Source organism: Rhizobium sp. NLR8a (genome assembly GCF_019685235.1).
Taxonomy (GTDB): Bacteria; Pseudomonadota; Alphaproteobacteria; order Rhizobiales; family Rhizobiaceae; genus Rhizobium.
The window spans coordinates 1-15,360 of sequence record NZ_JABDWI010000003.1; the positions used below are offsets into that span (position 1 = coordinate 1).

Genomic DNA, 15,360 nt, shown 5'->3' on the forward strand with positions numbered 1-15,360 from the left:
GATCACCAACGTCGACCTGGAAACGGATGTAGCCTTCGATCTTGAGGCAAGTTTCGGTGCCGGGGATGTAGAAGTAGCCGGTGCCGTAAGCGTCGCAGACGCGAACATATTCAACCGGTTCCGGCTCAGCAGCAACAATAGCGTCAGCTGCAAGAACCGGCGTCGATGCAGCAAATGCTGCTGCTGATGCGAGCAAAACCATTCTGATGTTCATTTACCAATCCATTCCTTTGTCGATCGGGGCTGACGTCTCATCGGGTAGTCAATTCGAAGCCGGCCCAGTTTGAACAGCCATCTCGGCGTGCGGATCGATCGAACCGCCAAACCGTCATCACATAGAAGCCTCAATCAAGCAATTCGAGATACATGCGCGGTGGGTCGGCGCGAGCAACTTTCGCTACGGACGTGATTTTTATACAACAATTTCAAAAAATTACGCGAAAAAAAACGCATAAAGCGGCCCCGCGAGGGAACCTCCCTCGCAAGCCGCAAACGCTATGCGCCAATGTCAAATTCTCCACCGTTCGACCCCCGCCGAACACAATGGTGAAGCACATAAAACTCTACCGCCGACTGTTCAACCTATACAAGGTAGCGGTGTAAAACATGGTGTCCTGATTTCGATACCAATGAGTCAAAATGATGACATGGCGCTTATTGATGCCACACATCATAGCCTTGCAATCGTTACCAGGCTATATGTTTCTCCACCACTTTGGTGAAACTGGAGCGTTTTTTCGCGATTTTTCCGGCTTTTTTTTGCAGTGAGGGCCACTTTCTTCCGAAAGTCGCTTCCGAACGCCGCATTCCCGCATGCGAGCGAATCGCGTCAAGGCCCCCAATTCGTGGCGAGTACCACGCGGCATATGCGACCGCCGGCCAGCGGCTCGTCGCAACCTATCGGCGATTTCAATCCTCGTTGGATTTGGCGTTCTCAAGAATCATGTAGTCGAGCGGCAGCTGCGTCGAATACTTGATCTGCTCCATCGCAAAGGCAGAGGAGACGTCGCGAATCTCGATCTTGGCGATCATCCGCTTATAGAAGGCGTCGTAGGCGGCGATATCGGGCACGACGACTCGCAGGAGATAGTCGACGTCACCGCTCATTCTGTAGAATTCGACCACTTCGGGAAATTCGGCAACCACCTCGGAAAAGCGGCGCAGCCACTCGATCGAATGGGTGGCGGTGCGAATCGATACGAAAACCGTGACCTTGGTATTGACCTTCTCCGGATCGAGAATGGCGACCCGACGCTTGATGACACCATCTTCCTCCATTTTCTGAATGCGCCGCCAGCATGGCGTCGTCGAAAGCCCCACCTTCTTGGCGAGGTCGGCAACGGCAAGGGTCGAATCTTCTTGCAGCAGACGCAGTATTTTTCGGTCGAGGCGGTCCATGCGCACGTCAGTCCTTTCGAATTATTTTCTTTGTATAACCCGATTCCGCACAACGAAAAGAATTTTTTTTCAGGAAAGCAGCGTTTTCACCCGCTCCCGCAGGATAGGAAGCAATTCTTGCTCGAACCAGGAATTGCGTTTCAGCCAGCCGCTGTTGCGCCAGCTCGGATGCGGCAACGGCAGCACCGCCGGCGACCGGCCAGACAGCAGACTGTCGCGCCACGCTCGCACCGTCTCGCTCATATTGCCTCGCCTGTCGTCAGCCATATGCCAGGACTGCGCATACTGGCCGATGACCAGCACCAGCTCGATCTGCGGCATTGCCGCAATCACCCTTTGCCGCCAGACCGGAGCGCATTCACGGCGTGGAGGCAGGTCCGCGCCTTTGTCGTCGTAGCCGGGAAAGCAGAAGCCCATCGGCACAATGGCGAACCGGGCGCGGTCGTAAAAGCTTGCTCTGTCAACGCCGAGCCATGATCGCAACCGGTCGCCCGATGCATCGTCGAACGGCAGACCGCTCTCATGCACCCGAAGGCCGGGCGCCTGCCCGGCGATCAGGATGCGCGCGCTCGAAGAGATCACCGCCACCGGTCTGGGTTCGTGCGGCAGCCGGTGCTCAGGACCTTTCGCCGGGGTATCGCGACAGATGCGACAGGCTGCAATTTCCCGCCGCAGAGTTTCCAGCTCAGCTTCGTCGGTCATCGCTTTACTCCCATCCAACGATCCGCCCGATGAAGCGCAGCGCGTCGCCGGAACCGGATTCGTGGCGGGCATGATCACGCACATCGCGCGGCCGCTCGAAAGTCCCGGCCCACAGCCCCGCTTTCGCCCGTTTCGCCTCGATCTCTTCCTTGCCGTAACCACCATAGGAAACAGCCATGCCTCGGCGCACCATGCCGGCATTGATGTCGCCGCCCGTCGCATTCCGACAGACGACAAGCAGCCTGTCGTAGCGGTCGCGCCGGTCGCCCTGGCAAAGCGTTCCCGATGCCAGCACCATCTCCTGCAGCGCCTCCCGCGCCACGCGCCCGCAAGCCCAGGCCTTTCCCGCCCGTTCGCAGCTCTGGCTAAGCTCGGGCGCGTCAATGCCTTCGAGGCGGAAGCGCTCTCCGCCCAATGTCAGACTGTCGCCATCGGCAGCATGAAAGGCGCCTGCACGCTTGATTGTTGCTCTGTCGTTGATCTTGGCAGCAATCAGCGCCAGGAGCACCAGCATGGCAAAAGCGGTCACGCCGTCACGAATCAGGCGCAGGCCACGTGTCACGCTTTCGCCTCCTTAAAAAACAAATCCTTGGCAAAGATGGCAAACATCTTCTTAAGAATTGCCGGTTAAGCTCTTATCCACCCAGGGGTGAAGTTTCAACGTGCACATGAGTACCGGCGTAAGCACATCGACCGACAAGATTATCGTCGACAGGTCGCGCAGCCACCGCAACAAGGCCGTTTCCAAGGCCGTGCGGCAAACGCGCGAACGCCTGCAGTCCGGTCACGCGTCCAATTCCGCCTTCGACCGTGACGTACTCAAGATGTATATAGCGTCGATGCTGCAGGGCGCGACGATCATGCCGCTCTTCGTCGTCATCATCACCGCCCTTGGCGTCTATTTCACTGAAGATACCCAATTGCTCTTCTGGGCGCTGCTGACGCTCAGCTGTCACACCGGCAACATCCTGCTCGCCCGGCGCGCGCGCCGACAGGAGATCACCTCCGAGAGCGCCCGCAAATGGCGCCGCCTGCTGCTCGCCGGCCATTTCCTGGTCGGCTGCTGCTGGGCCGTCTTCGCGCTGCAGGGCTGCGACGCCTGCGAGCCGTCGAGCTTCATTCTCTATAAGGGCGCAACATTGCTGATTGCGCTTTCCGTCACGGCGATGTCGAACTTCATGCTGACGCCGGCCGTACTGGTCGCTTTCGCGCCAGCGGTCCTGGCGCTTGGCGCCAAGAGCGGCCTGTCGCGCGACCTCCTCGAAATCAGTCTGACCGGGCTTTTCACCACCACCCTCGTCTTCTTCAACTATATCAGCGACCGGCTCTTCAAATCGAACCTTAGGATCCTCTCCTACCAGTCGGAGAAGGACGACCTGATCGCCGAGCTGGAAGTGGCGAAATCAATGTCAGATGAGGCGCGCCGCCGCGCCGAAGAGGCAAACCTCGCCAAGTCCCGCTTCCTTGCCTCCATGTCGCACGAGCTCAGGACTCCGCTCAATGCCATCCTCGGCTTCTCCGAGGTGATGTCGGCCGAAGTCATGGGACCACTCGCCAATCCGACCTACAAGGAATATGCCGGTGATATCCATCGCTCCGGCCAGCATCTGCTCGATCTCATCAACGAAATCCTCGACCTGTCGCGCATCGAGGCCGGCAAATACGAACTGAGCGAGGAAGCGATCTCGTTGCTCGATATCACCGAGGATTGCATCGGCATGGTCCAGCTGCGCGCCCGCGCCAAGAACATTGCCATTTCGGATCAATTCGAGCGGCAGTTGCCGGCTATCTGGGCCGACGAGAAGTCGATGCGCCAGGTGGTGCTCAACCTACTCTCCAATGCCGTCAAATTCACGCCGCAGGGCGGCGAAATCCACGTCAAGGTAGGCTGGACGGCCGGCGGCGGACAATACATCTCGATCAAGGACAACGGCCCCGGCATTCCCGAAGAAGAGATTCCCGTCGTCCTCTCGGCCTTCGGCCAGGGCTCGATCGCCATCAAGAGCGCCGAACAAGGCACCGGCCTCGGCCTGCCGATCGTTCAGGCGATACTTGCCAAGCATGACGGACAGTTCCTGCTGAAATCGAGGCTGCGTGAAGGCACCGAGGTCATCGCCATCCTGCCCGCCAAGCGCGTGCTCCAGAGCCTGCCGGCCGTCGAAGAGGCTCAGGCTGTCACGCGCAAGCGCAAGAGTTTTGCCTAATGCATGTAGTCCGGAAGTTTTCGGCGGTTCCGGGATAACGACATGCATAAAACAAGGAGCTAAAGCGCGTCGCATGAATCAAGTTTCACGCGACGCGCTTTAGTTCAACTGAAAAACAGGTGCTTGCCGAGAACGAATCCGAGATAGAGGCAGCAGGCGGCGATCATGCAGGTCACCGCAAAGGAACCGAGATCCTTGGCATGTTTGCCGACGATCGAAATCTCCGGTGAAATCCGGTCGATCACTTCTTCGACGGCGGTATTCATCGCCTCCATCGAAAACAGCCCGAGGAACAGCAGCACCGCGACGACGATCTCACCGAAAGTGGCGCCCACCAGCACCAGTGCCGCCAGCGAAATGAGGAAGAAACCGAGCTCCTGGCGGAAGGCCGCCTCTTTCAGCACGCGCAGGAAACCTGCCCAGGAATAGCTGGCCGCGGCGATGAAATGTCGAAATCCGGTCTGCTTCGTCACCGCGGGCTTTGTCAAGATTGATCCCTCAGAGCATGTCGCGCAGAAGTGTGCAGCGGTTTTGCGATAACGACATGCGTAAAACAAGGATTTAAAGCGCGGGCCAAGCGAATCTGAAAGATCGCGACGCGCTTAATGCTTGTTGCTCACGCCTGCCTGGGCAAACGTCGCCATGCCGGAATGGCAGGCAGCGGCGGCCTTGACGATGCCGGCGGCAAGCGCCGCACCAGTGCCTTCGCCAAGCCGCATGCCGAGCGCCAGAAGCGGCGTCTTGCCGAGCATCTCGATTGCGCGCAGGTGGCCGGGCTCGCTGGAGACATGGCCGATCAGGCAATGATCGAGCGCGGAGGGGTTGGCGGCTCTCAGAATCGCCGCCGCGGCAGTCGCGACATAACCGTCGATCAGCACCGGGATGCGCTCCATCCGGGCGGCAAGGATGGCACCGGCCATCGCCGCGATCTCGCGGCCGCCAAGCCGGCGCATGATCTCCAGGGGATCGTCGAGATGGTCGCTATGCAGTTCCACCGCCTTTTCCACCGCCGCGATCTTGCGCTCCAGCATCTCGCCTTCCGAACCGGTGCCGGGTCCGACCCAGTCGCGCGCCGACCCGCCGTAGAGCGCATAGTTGATCGCCGCCGCAATCGTCGTGTTGCCGATTCCCATCTCGCCGATGCAGAGCAGGTCGGTGCCGCCGGCGATCGCCTCCATGCCGAAGGCCATGGTCGCGGCGCAGTCGCGCTCGGAAAGCGCCGCCTCCTCGGTGATGTCGCCCGTGGGGTAATCGAGCGCGAGATCGAAAACTTTCAGCCCGAGATCATAGGCCACGCAGATCTGGTTGATCGCAGCTCCCCCTGCTGCAAAATTCTCGACCATCTGCTGCGTCACCGCGGGCGGAAAGGGTGTGATGCCCTGTCTGGTGACGCCGTGATTGCCGGCGAAGATCGCCACCAGCGGCCGGTTGACGGCAGGTTGACGACCTGTCCAGGCGGCAAGCCAGAAGGCAATCTCCTCAAGCCGTCCGAGCGCGCCCGGCGGCTTGGTCAGCTGCGCGTCGCGTTCGCGTGCGGTCACCAGTGCGCGGGCATCCGGCCCAGGCAGGTCCCGGAGCAGGGTACGGAAATCGTCGAAGGGCAGGCCTGAAACGCTCATCGGTGCGTATTCCTATGAATCGGCTATTCTTGTTTTTTTGACGCAAATCAGCTTCTTTGCGGTGGCTCTCTCTTAAAGCCGGCGGACGAAGCGAACAACATCAAAAGCGCCGCAGCCCCTCCGGCAGAACGAAACAGAATGAAGATCAAGGATTATGCGGTCGATACCGCCCGCGCCGTCGCCTTTCTGAGCCGCCTTCCGATGCCGCCAGCCCTGTTCAAAGGCTATGACGGCAGCCTCGGCCGCCTGGTGCGCGCCTTTCCCCTCGCGGGCCTGATCATTGGCTTCTTCCCGGCGCTCGCCCTCTTGCTTCTTTCAGGCTCGCGCGCCGACCCGCTGATGGCGGCGCTGCTCGCGCTTTCCGTCCAGGCTCTTGCCACCGGCGCGCTGCACGAAGACGGCTTGGCCGATACGGCCGACGGTATCGGCGGCGGCAGGAGCCGCGAACAGAGCCTCATCATCATGAAGGACAGCCGGATCGGCACCTATGGCGCGATAGCGCTGATTCTTTCCTTCGCGCTCCGTGCGGCCGCACTCGCCGCCATTGTCCGCCAGTCCTCGCCACTCGCTGCAGCGCTTGCCGTTGCCGCCGTCGCAGCGCTCAGCCGTGGCGCTATCGCCTGGCATTGGCAACGGCTGCCGCCGGCAAAGGCCGATGGCGTGGCCGCCTCGACCGGCCAGCCGAATGAGGCGGCGATGCATTTTGCGCTCGTCTCGGCCGGTCTGCTTGCGGCACTTCTGATCTGGCCGGCATTCGGCCTGCGACCGCTCGTCGCCAGCTTGCTCGCCACCGGTTTCGCAGGATTCGCCTTCACCGCCATCATCCGCCGCAGGCTTGCCGGCCACACCGGCGATACGCTGGGCGCGACACAGCAGATTTGCGAAATAGCCATCCTTTGCGCCCTTGCCGCAGCTCTTTGAAACTCCGATATATCAGCCATGCAAACACCCTGCATTCACGTCTGCTCCATGGTTTCAGCCACCGGTTTCTGCGCCGGCTGCGGCCGCACTCTTCAGGAAATCGGTGGCTGGATGAACTATACCGATGCCGAACGACGGGGGATCATGGCGCAGCTGGTGGCAAGGCTTTCAGGTACCGTCCCGGCTTTGAACCGGGCGGGATCAAACGTCGCCGGCGGGCCGGAGCGGCCTTTATGATCCGTTTCATCCTCTTGCTCCTCGTCATCGTCATTGGCCTCGCCGTGCTGATCGTCAACAATGACAGCGGCCGCATCCTCGGCCTGCAGAGCGATGAATTCGGCCGCTTCATCTATCTCCTGCCGATCGCGCTGATGCTGTCGGCCGGCATTTGGGGTAGCCGACAAAATGTCGGTGAAACCATGCGCCAGTTGATGATCTGGTTCGTCATCATCCTGGCGCTCGCAACCGTCTACCTCTATCGCCAGGAAGCGCTCGGCGTCGGCAACCGGCTGCTTGCCGGCCTCATTCCCGGCCGTGCCGTCGTCGTCACGACGAGCCAAGGCGGCCAGGAAGTCATCCTGCACAAGCTGCTGAACGGCCATTTCGAAGCCGATGTCGGTGTGAATGGCCAGACCGTCGAAATGCTCGTCGATACCGGCGCCAGCATGGTGGCGCTCTCGCATGAAGATGCCGCAAGAATCGGTATCGACCTCTCCCGCCTCACCTATTCCATGACCGTCATGACCGCCAACGGTCGCAGCCGCGCCGCCCCCGTCACGCTCGACCAGGTGGCGATCGGTCCGATCGTCCGCAACAATGTCGCAGCCAGCGTCGCCGAGGACGGCCGGCTTGACCAGAGCCTGCTCGGCATGAGCTTCCTGGAAACGCTGGGCTCCTTGCAGATGCAGACGGACGAATTGCGCATGCGGGATTGATCCGGCAGAACAAGTCATACCCCCGATCCGCTCTCGGCCGGCTCTCCATTGGGAACACCGACCGCAAGTCGCCGGTCGACAAAAGCTGTAAAAAACGCTGCCGATAAGGCAAGTGACGCCGATGTCAGCAACAACGCGAACAGTGTCGACACTGCGCCTGCCTCCCGGAGAAACAGCCCGGCGATCGAAGCGATCAGGGCGGCGCCGGCGATCGACATGGCAGCGGCAAGGCCCGCAGCGGTGCCGGCGAAATGGCCGCGAACCGACATCACGCCCAGATTGGCGGCCGGAAAGGTCAAGCCATTGCCGATGCCGATGAATATACAGGGTCCGAAAAATCCCAGGACATGCGTGACGCCCGAGATCGACAGGACCAGCCCCAGCAGCAGCCCCATGCACGTCGATAAACGCGCAATGACGAGCGTGGTGCTGAGCGATTTCCTCGTCAATCGGCCAGCGAGATAACTGCCCAGAATGAATCCCGCCGGAACCATTCCCATGAAGAAGCCCAGTTTCGCGCTCGATCCGCCGAGCGAGGAACTGACGGCCAGGGATGCGCCTCCAAGAAAGATATAGAGAGTGCCGGTGGAGCAGGCCATGCACAGCGTATAGGCCCAAAACCGCGCCGAACCGAGAAGCTGCCGGTAGGACGCAAGGTAATTGCCTTTCGGTCTCGACGCGAGCCCGGCTGTTTCTTTCAGCTCGCGCATGGATATGGCGAGGATGGCTGCGCCTATCAGCGCAAGAGCGACGAAGATCGTCCGCCATCCGAACGCTTCGTCCAGAATGCCGCCGACGCTCGGGCCGAGCATCGGCGCAATAGCCCATCCCATGGCGGCGTAGCCGATCCTGTTGGCGGCCCCGCGCTCGCCAGCCGTCTCCTTGATGGCGACGAGAGCAACGCAGAAGCAGGCGGCGATCGACGCCTGCATCACACGAAACAACAGGAAGATGGCGATATCGGGCGCCAGCGCGCAGCCGATCGACGCGACGATGAAAATGGAAACGGCGATCAGCGCGACCGGCCGGCGCCCATAGCGATCGGACATCGTGCCGGCGACAATTTCCGTCAGGGCATTGATGATCGCGTAGCCCGCGACCGAAAGATTGACGAGCGCGAAGTCGGCCTGGAACGTGGCGGCGATATTTGGCAGCGCCGGCAAACATATATTGATCGGCAATACCGAGAGCGCCGTCAGCAGGAGAAGGATCGCACGTCGGGGCGTCGCGGTCGAAATCGCAGCCGCTTCTTCGGTCAGGCGGCTACCGGAAGTCTGCGCAGAATTGTCGCGTGACATGGTCTCGTCCATGGTGTGAGGGAGATTGTGGGAATCTGACGAGGCGCAGCGCAAATTCAGGGCACAAAAAAAGCCCCGTCAGGAGCTTGATTTACCGCGCATGGGGCTGATCGCCGGATGGTTACACCATCCTGCCCATGCGCCCTATCACCACCGCAAGAACCATCGCGATCTTCATGGCCGTTACTGCTAGACAGAAATTTCAACATCGTCAACGTGCGGTTTCAATGCTCGTTGAAGATGCAAGCCGAAGAGCCCGCGCCGGCGCGATGCGGCTTTTCACGCTCTTTGCTTATGGCGTCCCAGTCTCAAAACTCGCCCCGATCTGGAGCTGCAACGTGCTGGTGACGCTGGCGATCGGCGCAGTCTTTCTCGGCGAAGCCTCCGAGCTCAACATGGCGCGGCTCGCAGCCGGCATCGTTTTCATCCTGTCGGGCGCCCTGCTCGTCAGCAGTGTCTGACAGCAATTGCGGCTGGATCGCCTTTATTGATATCCTGCCTTCGCGCAAATGCCGGAGCCCGACATGACCCCACGACAACTGAAGACTTTCCTTGCCGTAATGCGGCACGGAAACCTCACGCGCGCCGCCGCAGAGGTCAATCTCGCTCAGTCGAGCCTCAGTGACCAGATCCAGGCGCTCGAAGAGGAGATGGGCGTTGAACTCTTCCTCCGCTCCCGGCAGGGCGTCGCTCCCACACCGGCAGGCATGGCACTGAAGGCCTATGCGGAAGAGATCCTGGCGCTGAACGACGAGGCGCAGACCGCCGTCCGCGTTGCCGCCGACATTTCCGAATCCTCTGTCACCCTGGGCACGCTCGAAACCATTGCCGCTGAAAGGCTGGCGCCCTGGCTCTCCCTCCTCCGCCGGCAAAATCCCGATCTCGGTCTCAAGCTCAAGGTCGGCGGCAGTGGCGAGTTGCATGCGAAATTACAGCATGGCTCAGTTGATATCGTCTTCACCTTCGATCGCGGCCAGCAGGACGAGCGCTTCGTGACACGCCGCATCGCCAGCGAGCCGCTGGTGCTGATTGCCGCCGGCAGATCGCAAACCCCGCCGCCGGAAAACCTCGCAGCCCTACGCAGCGCCCCGTTCATCGCAACCGCGGCCGGCTGCATCTATCGCCACCTGCTCGATACCGCCTTTGCCGAAGCGGGTTTAGGTGCGCCGGCCATTGTCGCAGAAGCCGACAGCATCGCAACGATCATCCGGCTCGTGGCATCAGGCGCCGGCCACGGCCTGGTCCCGAGCCTTGCGGTGGGGCCGTCCATTGCGCGCGGCGATGTCGTCGAACTGCCATGGCCCGGCCGACCGCTGGCAGCCTCGCTGGTGATGATGTGGCGACGCCGGCGCGTCCAGCCGCCGCAGATCTCTTTCCTTCTGCAATCGGCCAGCGAACATCTTTCGCCGATCAGACCAGCCGATGCCCGCCTTCGACATGCAGGGTAGTTCCCGTGGTGAAGCCATTGCGGATCAGGAAGCGGATCGCATCGGCGATATCCTCGGGCTGCCCAACCCGCCCAGCCGGCAGGCGCTGCGCCATCGCATCCAGCCGCGCCTGCTTGGCGTCACCGGCAACGAAGCTCCAGATCGGCGTGTCCACCCAGCCGGGCGAGACCGCATTGACGCGGATCGGCGCCAGTTCGACGGCAAGCGCCCTGACCAGGCCTTCGAGTGCCGCGTTGACGGCCGCGACCACCGATCCGCGCGCGAGCGGCCGATAGGCGGCAATACCTGAGGTGTAGGTGATCGAACCTGAGGACGGGAGTCGGGAGGCGCCATATTTCGCCAGCAGCAGCGGCCCGAAGAACTTGCTCTGGACCACCTTTTGCGCGGCCGCCAGCTCGAGCGACGACAGCAGCTGATAGGCTCCTTCGATTTCCGCCGCCGTGCTGACGATATGATCGACCGGTCCGCTCTCCCGAAACAGCGCCGCGACCTCCTCCTCCTGGCCCAGGTCGACGATATGCGTTCCGAGTTTCGGGTGGTCGCCGAGATGACGGCAAGCTGCCGCAAGCTTCTCCTGACCGCGCCCGGCAATCGTCACCGACGCCCCCTCATCGAGCAGACGCCGGGCAAGCGCAAGCCCCATGCCGGAACTGCCGCCGACAATTATCACCTTCTGACCTTCGATGTTCATAACAGCTGTCTCGCCTCTCCATTGGGATGAGACAGCAGATGCCTTCGCCGGACGCGAAAGAAAAACGGAAGAAGCCGATAGCACAATCGGCTTCTCCGATCATCGACGTTCAAGCGGTCAGTTGCGCAGTCGGTATCCGGTCTTGAAGATCCAGCCGAGCGTTGCCAGGCAGATAGCCAGGAACACGGTGATCATCGCCAAGCTGATCGCCGGGTTGACATCAGCGATGCCGTAAAAGCTCCAGCGGAAGCCGCTGACGAGGTAAAGCACCGGGTTGAAGTGGCTGACCGCCTGCCAGAAAGGCGGCAGCATGCTGACGGAATAGAAGCTGCCGCCGAGGAAGGTCAGCGGCGGCACCACGAGCATGGGAATGAGGTTCAGCTGCTCGAAATTGCCGGCCCAGATGCCGATCATGAAGCCGAACAGGCTGAAAGTGACCGCGGTCAGCAGGAAGAACAGGATCATCATGAAGGGATGTTGGATCCTGACGTCGACGAAGAGATTGGCGGTCAAGAGAATGATGACGCCGATGATGACGCCCTTGGTCGCCGCCGCCCCGACATAACCGAGCAGGATCTCCGTCATCGCCACGGGCGCCGACAGCACCTCATAGATCGTGCCGGTGAATTTCGGGAAGTAGATGCCGAAGGAGCCGTTGCTGATGCACTGGCCGAGCAGCGTCAGCATGATGAGGCCCGGCGTGATGAAAGCACCGTAGGATACGCCCTCCACTTCCTGGATGCGCGAACCGACTGCCGCCCCGAAGACGATGAAATAAAGCGAGGTCGAGATGACAGGCGAGATGACGCTCTGCAGCAGCGTGCGGCGCGTGCGCGCCATCTCGAAGAAATAGATCGATTTGACCGCTTCGAAGTTCATTTGCTCGCTCCCACCAGCGCCACGAAGATATCTTCGAGCGAACTCTGCCGCGTCGAGAGATCCTTGAAATGGATATTGTTCTCGCCGAGCCGGGTCAGCAGCGTCGCGATGCTTTCCTGCTCGTTATCGGCGTCGAAATCATAAGTCAGGCGGCTTCCGTCCGCTTCGAGAGTGAGGCCATTGCCGGCAAAGCAGTCCGGCAGCCGGCTCAGCGGTTCCGCCAGATCGAGAATGAGCTGCTTGCGGCCGAGCTTGGCCATCAACGCCGCCTTTTCCTCGACGAGCAGCAACTCGCCGCCGTTGATGACGCCGACGCGGTCGGCGATTTCCTCGGCCTCTTCGATATAATGGGTCGTCAGGATGATGGTGACGCCCGAAGCCCGGAGTTCTTCGACGACGTGCCACATGTCCTTGCGCAGCGTCACGTCGACGCCGGCAGTCGGCTCGTCGAGGAAAAGAATATCCGGCTCATGCGAAAGCGCCTTGGCGATCAGCACCCGTCGTTTCATGCCGCCGGAGAGCTGACGCAGCATATTGTCCTTCTTGTCCCAAAGCGAAAGCGCCCGCAGCACCTTCTCGATATGCGCTGGATTGGCCTTCTTGCCATGCAACCCGCGAGAAAAGCTCACTGTGTTGAACACTGTCTCGAACTGATCGGTCGTCAGTTCCTGCGGCACCAGTCCGATCATCGAGCGGGTCGCGCGGAAATCCTTTACGACGTCCTGGCCGGCCACCAGCACGCGGCCGCCGCTCGGATTGGCGATGCCGCAGATGATTGAGATCAGGGTCGTCTTGCCGGCGCCGTTCGGCCCGAGCAGAGCCAGGATCTCGCCCTTCTCGACATCGAGGTTGATGCCCTTCAGGGCCTCGAACCCGTTGGCATAAGTCTTGGTCAGGTTCTGAACGGAAATAATGGGGGTCATGCAGGACTCTTGCGGATGCTCGAAAGTATTTCGGCCCGCTATATAGTCCCTCTGTGACGCTTTGACATCCTTCGGGAACATGAACACTGCATTCACGCCTCGCCAACACCGTCACTTTCGTCAAGCCGATCACCCATTGGTGACAAGCCTGGAATAGTCGGCTTCCGATAGCCATCGCACGCCGCCAATTCTCCCTGAAAGAAAGGCAGAGGTCTGCTCCGGATGTCATCATCCGGTGATATTCATGCCCGATAAGAGAGCCGAGGCAAGCACCGGCATCCGCCCCGCCGCCCATTCCTTTGCGGAGCCGTCTTACCGGCGTTCTCGTTGCGCCCTTTTCCGCTGCCTCGGCACGTAATGAAAGTTATTGTTCAGTCACCAAGCGTTTGGAACCGGCTAGTATCCCTGTGCAGCCGCGTTCGTCTCAGCCGGCCTCTGCGCCGGCTTTCTTTTTGATGTGTCGTTGCAGCAGGTGGCCGACCTCGTCCTTCGAGGCCCTGCGGGGCACCAGGATCAGGTCGGAGAGAGGTCGCGGCCATGTCGCAAGACATAGCAGCGAGACGGCACAACGATCAGCCCTCATCGTGAGGTGCGTCGGCCAAAGGCCGAGGCCTCTGAGGACGAGGGCGGGTGGGAAGCAGTGGATGCTCCCCCTCACAACTCATCATAATTGAACCAATCAAAATCCGCCGTCTTCCCACGCCCCGACGTATCGAAGGCGAAGACGCCGGCAAAAGCACCGGTAAAGGAGCCGTGCTCACCGCGACCGCCCTCGTCGGAAATCACGCCGGCGTCCAGGAGAGGGCCGATCCGTTGCCATGCGCCCTTGCCTTCCGTCTGCCAGAAGAATTGCAGGTCATTTTCGCGGATTTCCATCGCAAGCTGGACACGGCCCTCGGCCGGGATCGTTACTCCGCTTTCGGCGGGAAAGCTGAGGCGGCCGTTCGGGTAGTCGCCGTTGCAGGAGAGGATGGTCACGCAGCGGCCGAGCGTTTCGTGCAGCGTCACGGCAATCGCGTGGAACTTGTGGCGATTGTAGTAATGCGTCAGCCCCGCCACCTGCTGATAGGTGTCGGGCGAAAATTCGATCACGGTCTCGGCGCGGAAACTATGATGTTCCTGCCGGCGCGCGACCAGCGACTGCTCGAACCAGGAGCCTATGCTTTCGCGACCGATCAGCCTGAGATGGCCGGGACGGTCCGTCAGATTGAAGATGCGCTGGGGTTCGGGCGTGCGCAGCCACTGGAAATCGGCCGGCAGCTTGTCCCCATCGAAACTGTACTCGCTGCGCATCGGCTTCTCCACCGGCACTGCGCCGAAGAGACCCTGCACATCGACATCGGGCACGTAGGTGCCGTTTTCCAGATAGAGCCAATCATCGTCGCGCCAGACGCATTTCTGCAGGGACGTTTCGCGCCCCAGCGTGCAGCGCCGTTTCGGCGGCAGCGGCCGGCCGCAGAGATGGGTGTGATAGGCTTCGCCGTCTGGCGTCTCGACATATTGGCCGTGCCCTGCCCGCTGCAGCACCGCGCCCGGATGATCCTTCGAGGTGATGAGATGCATGTTCGGATGCATCTCATAGGGCCCCTCGATACGGCGCGAACGCGCCATGGTGACGGCGTGGTCATAGCCGGTGCCGCCCTCGGCGGTCGTCAGATAATACCAGCCGTTCTTCTTGAAGAGATGCGGCCCTTCCACGAGGCCGAGCGGGCTGCCGGCGAAGATGTTTTTGATCGGCCCCTTCAGCGCCTTGGTCGCCGGATCCCATTCCTGCAGCAGGATGCCGTCGAAAGCCGGCGATTTCGGCGAGCCGCCGAAGCTCTGGGTTCGGTGGTTCCACTGCATGTTGACGAACCATTTGCGGCCGTCATCGTCGTGGAAAAGCGAGGGATCGAAGCCGGAGGAATTCACATAGACCGGCTCGGACCATTCGCCCTCGATCGAAGGCGACGTCACGATGTAATTATGTGCATCCTTGAAATTGCCGTCGAAGCGCTTGACGTCAGTATAAACAAGCCAGAACTGCCCGTCGGCATAGGAAAGACACGGCGCCCAGATGCCGCAACTATCGGGATTGCCGCGCATGTCGAGCTGCGAGGCACGCTCCAGCGGCCGGCGCACCAGCGTCCAGTTCACCAGGTCCCGCGAATGATGGATCTGCACACCCGGATACCATTCGAAGGTGGAGGTGGCGATGTAATAATCGTCGCCGACGCGGCAGATCGACGGATCGGGATTGAACCCGGGCAGGATGGGATTGCGGATCATGGACGGCCTCCTCCTAGATTATTGCGGTACGTACGTCAGAAGGTGCGGTTCAGCTCGCCTCCCCACCCTCATCT

16 protein-coding genes and 1 pseudogene are annotated in these 15,360 nt (G+C 61.0%); 6 read left to right on the forward strand and 11 right to left on the reverse strand.

Translation table 11 applies throughout. The features are described from left to right. The 4 genes from HJC04_RS05690 to HJC04_RS05705 all read right to left on the reverse strand — a co-directional run. Positions 1-214, reverse strand: a 214-nt coding sequence (locus HJC04_RS05690; RefSeq protein WP_221145239.1) for a porin, incomplete at its 3' end; no start/stop codon positions are given. 695 nt (positions 215-909) lie between these two features. Continuing rightward, positions 910-1,398, reverse strand: coding sequence for an Lrp/AsnC family transcriptional regulator (locus HJC04_RS05695; RefSeq protein ID WP_004678404.1), 489 nt, complete (start codon positions 1,396-1,398; stop codon positions 910-912). 69 nt (positions 1,399-1,467) lie between these two features. Continuing rightward, complete coding sequence (locus HJC04_RS05700) at positions 1,468-2,100, reverse strand: uracil-DNA glycosylase family protein (RefSeq protein WP_210631019.1); 633 nt, start codon at positions 2,098-2,100, stop codon at positions 1,468-1,470. 4 nt (positions 2,101-2,104) lie between these two features. Next, on the reverse strand, positions 2,105-2,662 hold the full coding sequence (locus tag HJC04_RS05705; protein WP_210631018.1) for a thermonuclease family protein: 558 nt from the start codon (positions 2,660-2,662) through the stop codon (positions 2,105-2,107). 106 nt (positions 2,663-2,768) lie between these two features. Between HJC04_RS05705 and HJC04_RS05710 the strand changes: the two genes are divergently transcribed. Beyond that, positions 2,769-4,304 (forward strand): HAMP domain-containing sensor histidine kinase, encoded by a 1,536-nt coding sequence (locus HJC04_RS05710; RefSeq protein WP_210631017.1) that lies wholly within the window; start codon positions 2,769-2,771, stop codon positions 4,302-4,304. Between the two features lie 104 nt (positions 4,305-4,408). On the opposite strand, the gene HJC04_RS05715 is transcribed toward HJC04_RS05710, so the two are convergent. Next, entirely contained in the window at positions 4,409-4,792 is a 384-nt protein-coding gene (locus tag HJC04_RS05715) for a diacylglycerol kinase (protein ID WP_210631016.1), read from the reverse strand. Positions 4,793-4,906: 114 nt separating this feature from the next. Further along, positions 4,907-5,923, reverse strand: a complete 1,017-nt coding sequence (gene cobT / locus HJC04_RS05720) for a nicotinate-nucleotide--dimethylbenzimidazole phosphoribosyltransferase (protein ID WP_210631015.1) — start codon at positions 5,921-5,923, stop codon at positions 4,907-4,909. A 138-nt stretch (positions 5,924-6,061) separates the two neighbouring features. On the opposite strand from cobT, the gene HJC04_RS05725 reads away from it, so the two are divergent. From HJC04_RS05725 to HJC04_RS05735, 3 genes are read left to right on the forward strand one after another with little or no spacing between them, the layout of a single operon-like run. Continuing rightward, positions 6,062-6,844 (forward strand): adenosylcobinamide-GDP ribazoletransferase, encoded by a 783-nt coding sequence (locus HJC04_RS05725; RefSeq protein ID WP_210631014.1) that lies wholly within the window; start codon positions 6,062-6,064, stop codon positions 6,842-6,844. A gap of 18 nt (positions 6,845-6,862) precedes the next feature. After that, positions 6,863-7,081 carry a DUF1289 domain-containing protein gene (locus HJC04_RS05730; protein WP_221145240.1) on the forward strand — a complete coding sequence of 73 codons (219 nt, stop codon included), beginning with the start codon at positions 6,863-6,865 and terminating at the stop codon, positions 7,079-7,081. Next, on the forward strand, positions 7,078-7,779 hold the full coding sequence (locus HJC04_RS05735) for a TIGR02281 family clan AA aspartic protease (RefSeq protein WP_210631012.1): 702 nt from the start codon (positions 7,078-7,080) through the stop codon (positions 7,777-7,779). Before HJC04_RS05730 ends, HJC04_RS05735 begins: the two co-directional genes overlap by 4 nt. Positions 7,780-7,793: 14 nt before the next feature. Here the strand turns inward: HJC04_RS05735 and HJC04_RS05740 are convergent, their stop codons facing one another. Further along, complete coding sequence (locus HJC04_RS05740) at positions 7,794-9,077, reverse strand: MFS transporter (RefSeq protein ID WP_210631011.1); 1,284 nt, start codon at positions 9,075-9,077, stop codon at positions 7,794-7,796. Positions 9,078-9,355: 278 nt separating this feature from the next. Here HJC04_RS05740 and HJC04_RS05745 point away from each other — a divergent pair. After that, a pseudogene (locus HJC04_RS05745) lies at positions 9,356-9,538 on the forward strand (hypothetical protein); the annotation flags it as partial. Between the two features lie 63 nt (positions 9,539-9,601). Further along, the gene (locus HJC04_RS05750) at positions 9,602-10,525 is read left to right on the forward strand and encodes a LysR family transcriptional regulator (protein WP_221145242.1); all 924 of its coding nucleotides are present in this window, start codon (positions 9,602-9,604) and stop codon (positions 10,523-10,525) included. On the opposite strand, the gene HJC04_RS05755 is transcribed toward HJC04_RS05750, so the two are convergent. The 4 genes from HJC04_RS05755 to HJC04_RS05770 form a co-directional block, all read right to left on the reverse strand. Then, the gene (locus HJC04_RS05755; protein ID WP_221145245.1) at positions 10,488-11,216 is read right to left on the reverse strand and encodes an SDR family oxidoreductase; all 729 of its coding nucleotides are present in this window, start codon (positions 11,214-11,216) and stop codon (positions 10,488-10,490) included. The genes HJC04_RS05750 and HJC04_RS05755 overlap by 38 nt on opposite strands. Before the next feature lie 117 nt (positions 11,217-11,333). After that, positions 11,334-12,095, reverse strand: a complete 762-nt coding sequence (locus HJC04_RS05760; RefSeq protein ID WP_210631008.1) for an ABC transporter permease — start codon at positions 12,093-12,095, stop codon at positions 11,334-11,336. Further along, the gene (locus tag HJC04_RS05765) at positions 12,092-13,018 is read right to left on the reverse strand and encodes an ABC transporter ATP-binding protein (protein WP_221145247.1); all 927 of its coding nucleotides are present in this window, start codon (positions 13,016-13,018) and stop codon (positions 12,092-12,094) included. Before HJC04_RS05765 ends, HJC04_RS05760 begins: the two co-directional genes overlap by 4 nt. A 654-nt stretch (positions 13,019-13,672) precedes the next feature. Next, positions 13,673-15,286, reverse strand: a complete 1,614-nt coding sequence (locus HJC04_RS05770) for a glycoside hydrolase family 43 protein (RefSeq protein ID WP_221145249.1) — start codon at positions 15,284-15,286, stop codon at positions 13,673-13,675. Positions 15,287-15,360: the final 74 nt, after the last annotated feature.

Excerpts from the sequence above, each read along its gene's own strand:
- HJC04_RS05695 (WP_004678404.1), bottom strand. The coding sequence starts at position 1,398 with ATGGACCGCCTCGACCGAAAAATACTGCGTCTGCTGCAAGAAGATTCG.
- HJC04_RS05700 (WP_210631019.1), bottom strand. The coding sequence starts at position 2,100 with ATGACCGACGAAGCTGAGCTGGAAACTCTGCGGCGGGAAATTGCAGCC.
- cobT (WP_210631015.1), bottom strand. The coding sequence starts at position 5,923 with ATGAGCGTTTCAGGCCTGCCCTTCGACGATTTCCGTACCCTGCTCCGG.
- HJC04_RS05735 (WP_210631012.1), top strand. The coding sequence starts at position 7,078 with ATGATCCGTTTCATCCTCTTGCTCCTCGTCATCGTCATTGGCCTCGCC.
- HJC04_RS05765 (WP_221145247.1), bottom strand. The coding sequence starts at position 13,018 with ATGACCCCCATTATTTCCGTTCAGAACCTGACCAAGACTTATGCCAAC.
- HJC04_RS05730 (WP_221145240.1), top strand. The coding sequence starts at position 6,863 with ATGCAAACACCCTGCATTCACGTCTGCTCCATGGTTTCAGCCACCGGT.
- HJC04_RS05755 (WP_221145245.1), bottom strand. The coding sequence starts at position 11,216 with ATGAACATCGAAGGTCAGAAGGTGATAATTGTCGGCGGCAGTTCCGGC.
- HJC04_RS05740 (WP_210631011.1), bottom strand. The coding sequence starts at position 9,077 with ATGTCACGCGACAATTCTGCGCAGACTTCCGGTAGCCGCCTGACCGAA.
- HJC04_RS05710 (WP_210631017.1), top strand. The coding sequence starts at position 2,769 with ATGAGTACCGGCGTAAGCACATCGACCGACAAGATTATCGTCGACAGG.
- HJC04_RS05750 (WP_221145242.1), top strand. The coding sequence starts at position 9,602 with ATGACCCCACGACAACTGAAGACTTTCCTTGCCGTAATGCGGCACGGA.
- HJC04_RS05760 (WP_210631008.1), bottom strand. The coding sequence starts at position 12,095 with ATGAACTTCGAAGCGGTCAAATCGATCTATTTCTTCGAGATGGCGCGC.
- HJC04_RS05770 (WP_221145249.1), bottom strand. The coding sequence starts at position 15,286 with ATGATCCGCAATCCCATCCTGCCCGGGTTCAATCCCGATCCGTCGATC.
- HJC04_RS05725 (WP_210631014.1), top strand. The coding sequence starts at position 6,062 with ATGAAGATCAAGGATTATGCGGTCGATACCGCCCGCGCCGTCGCCTTT.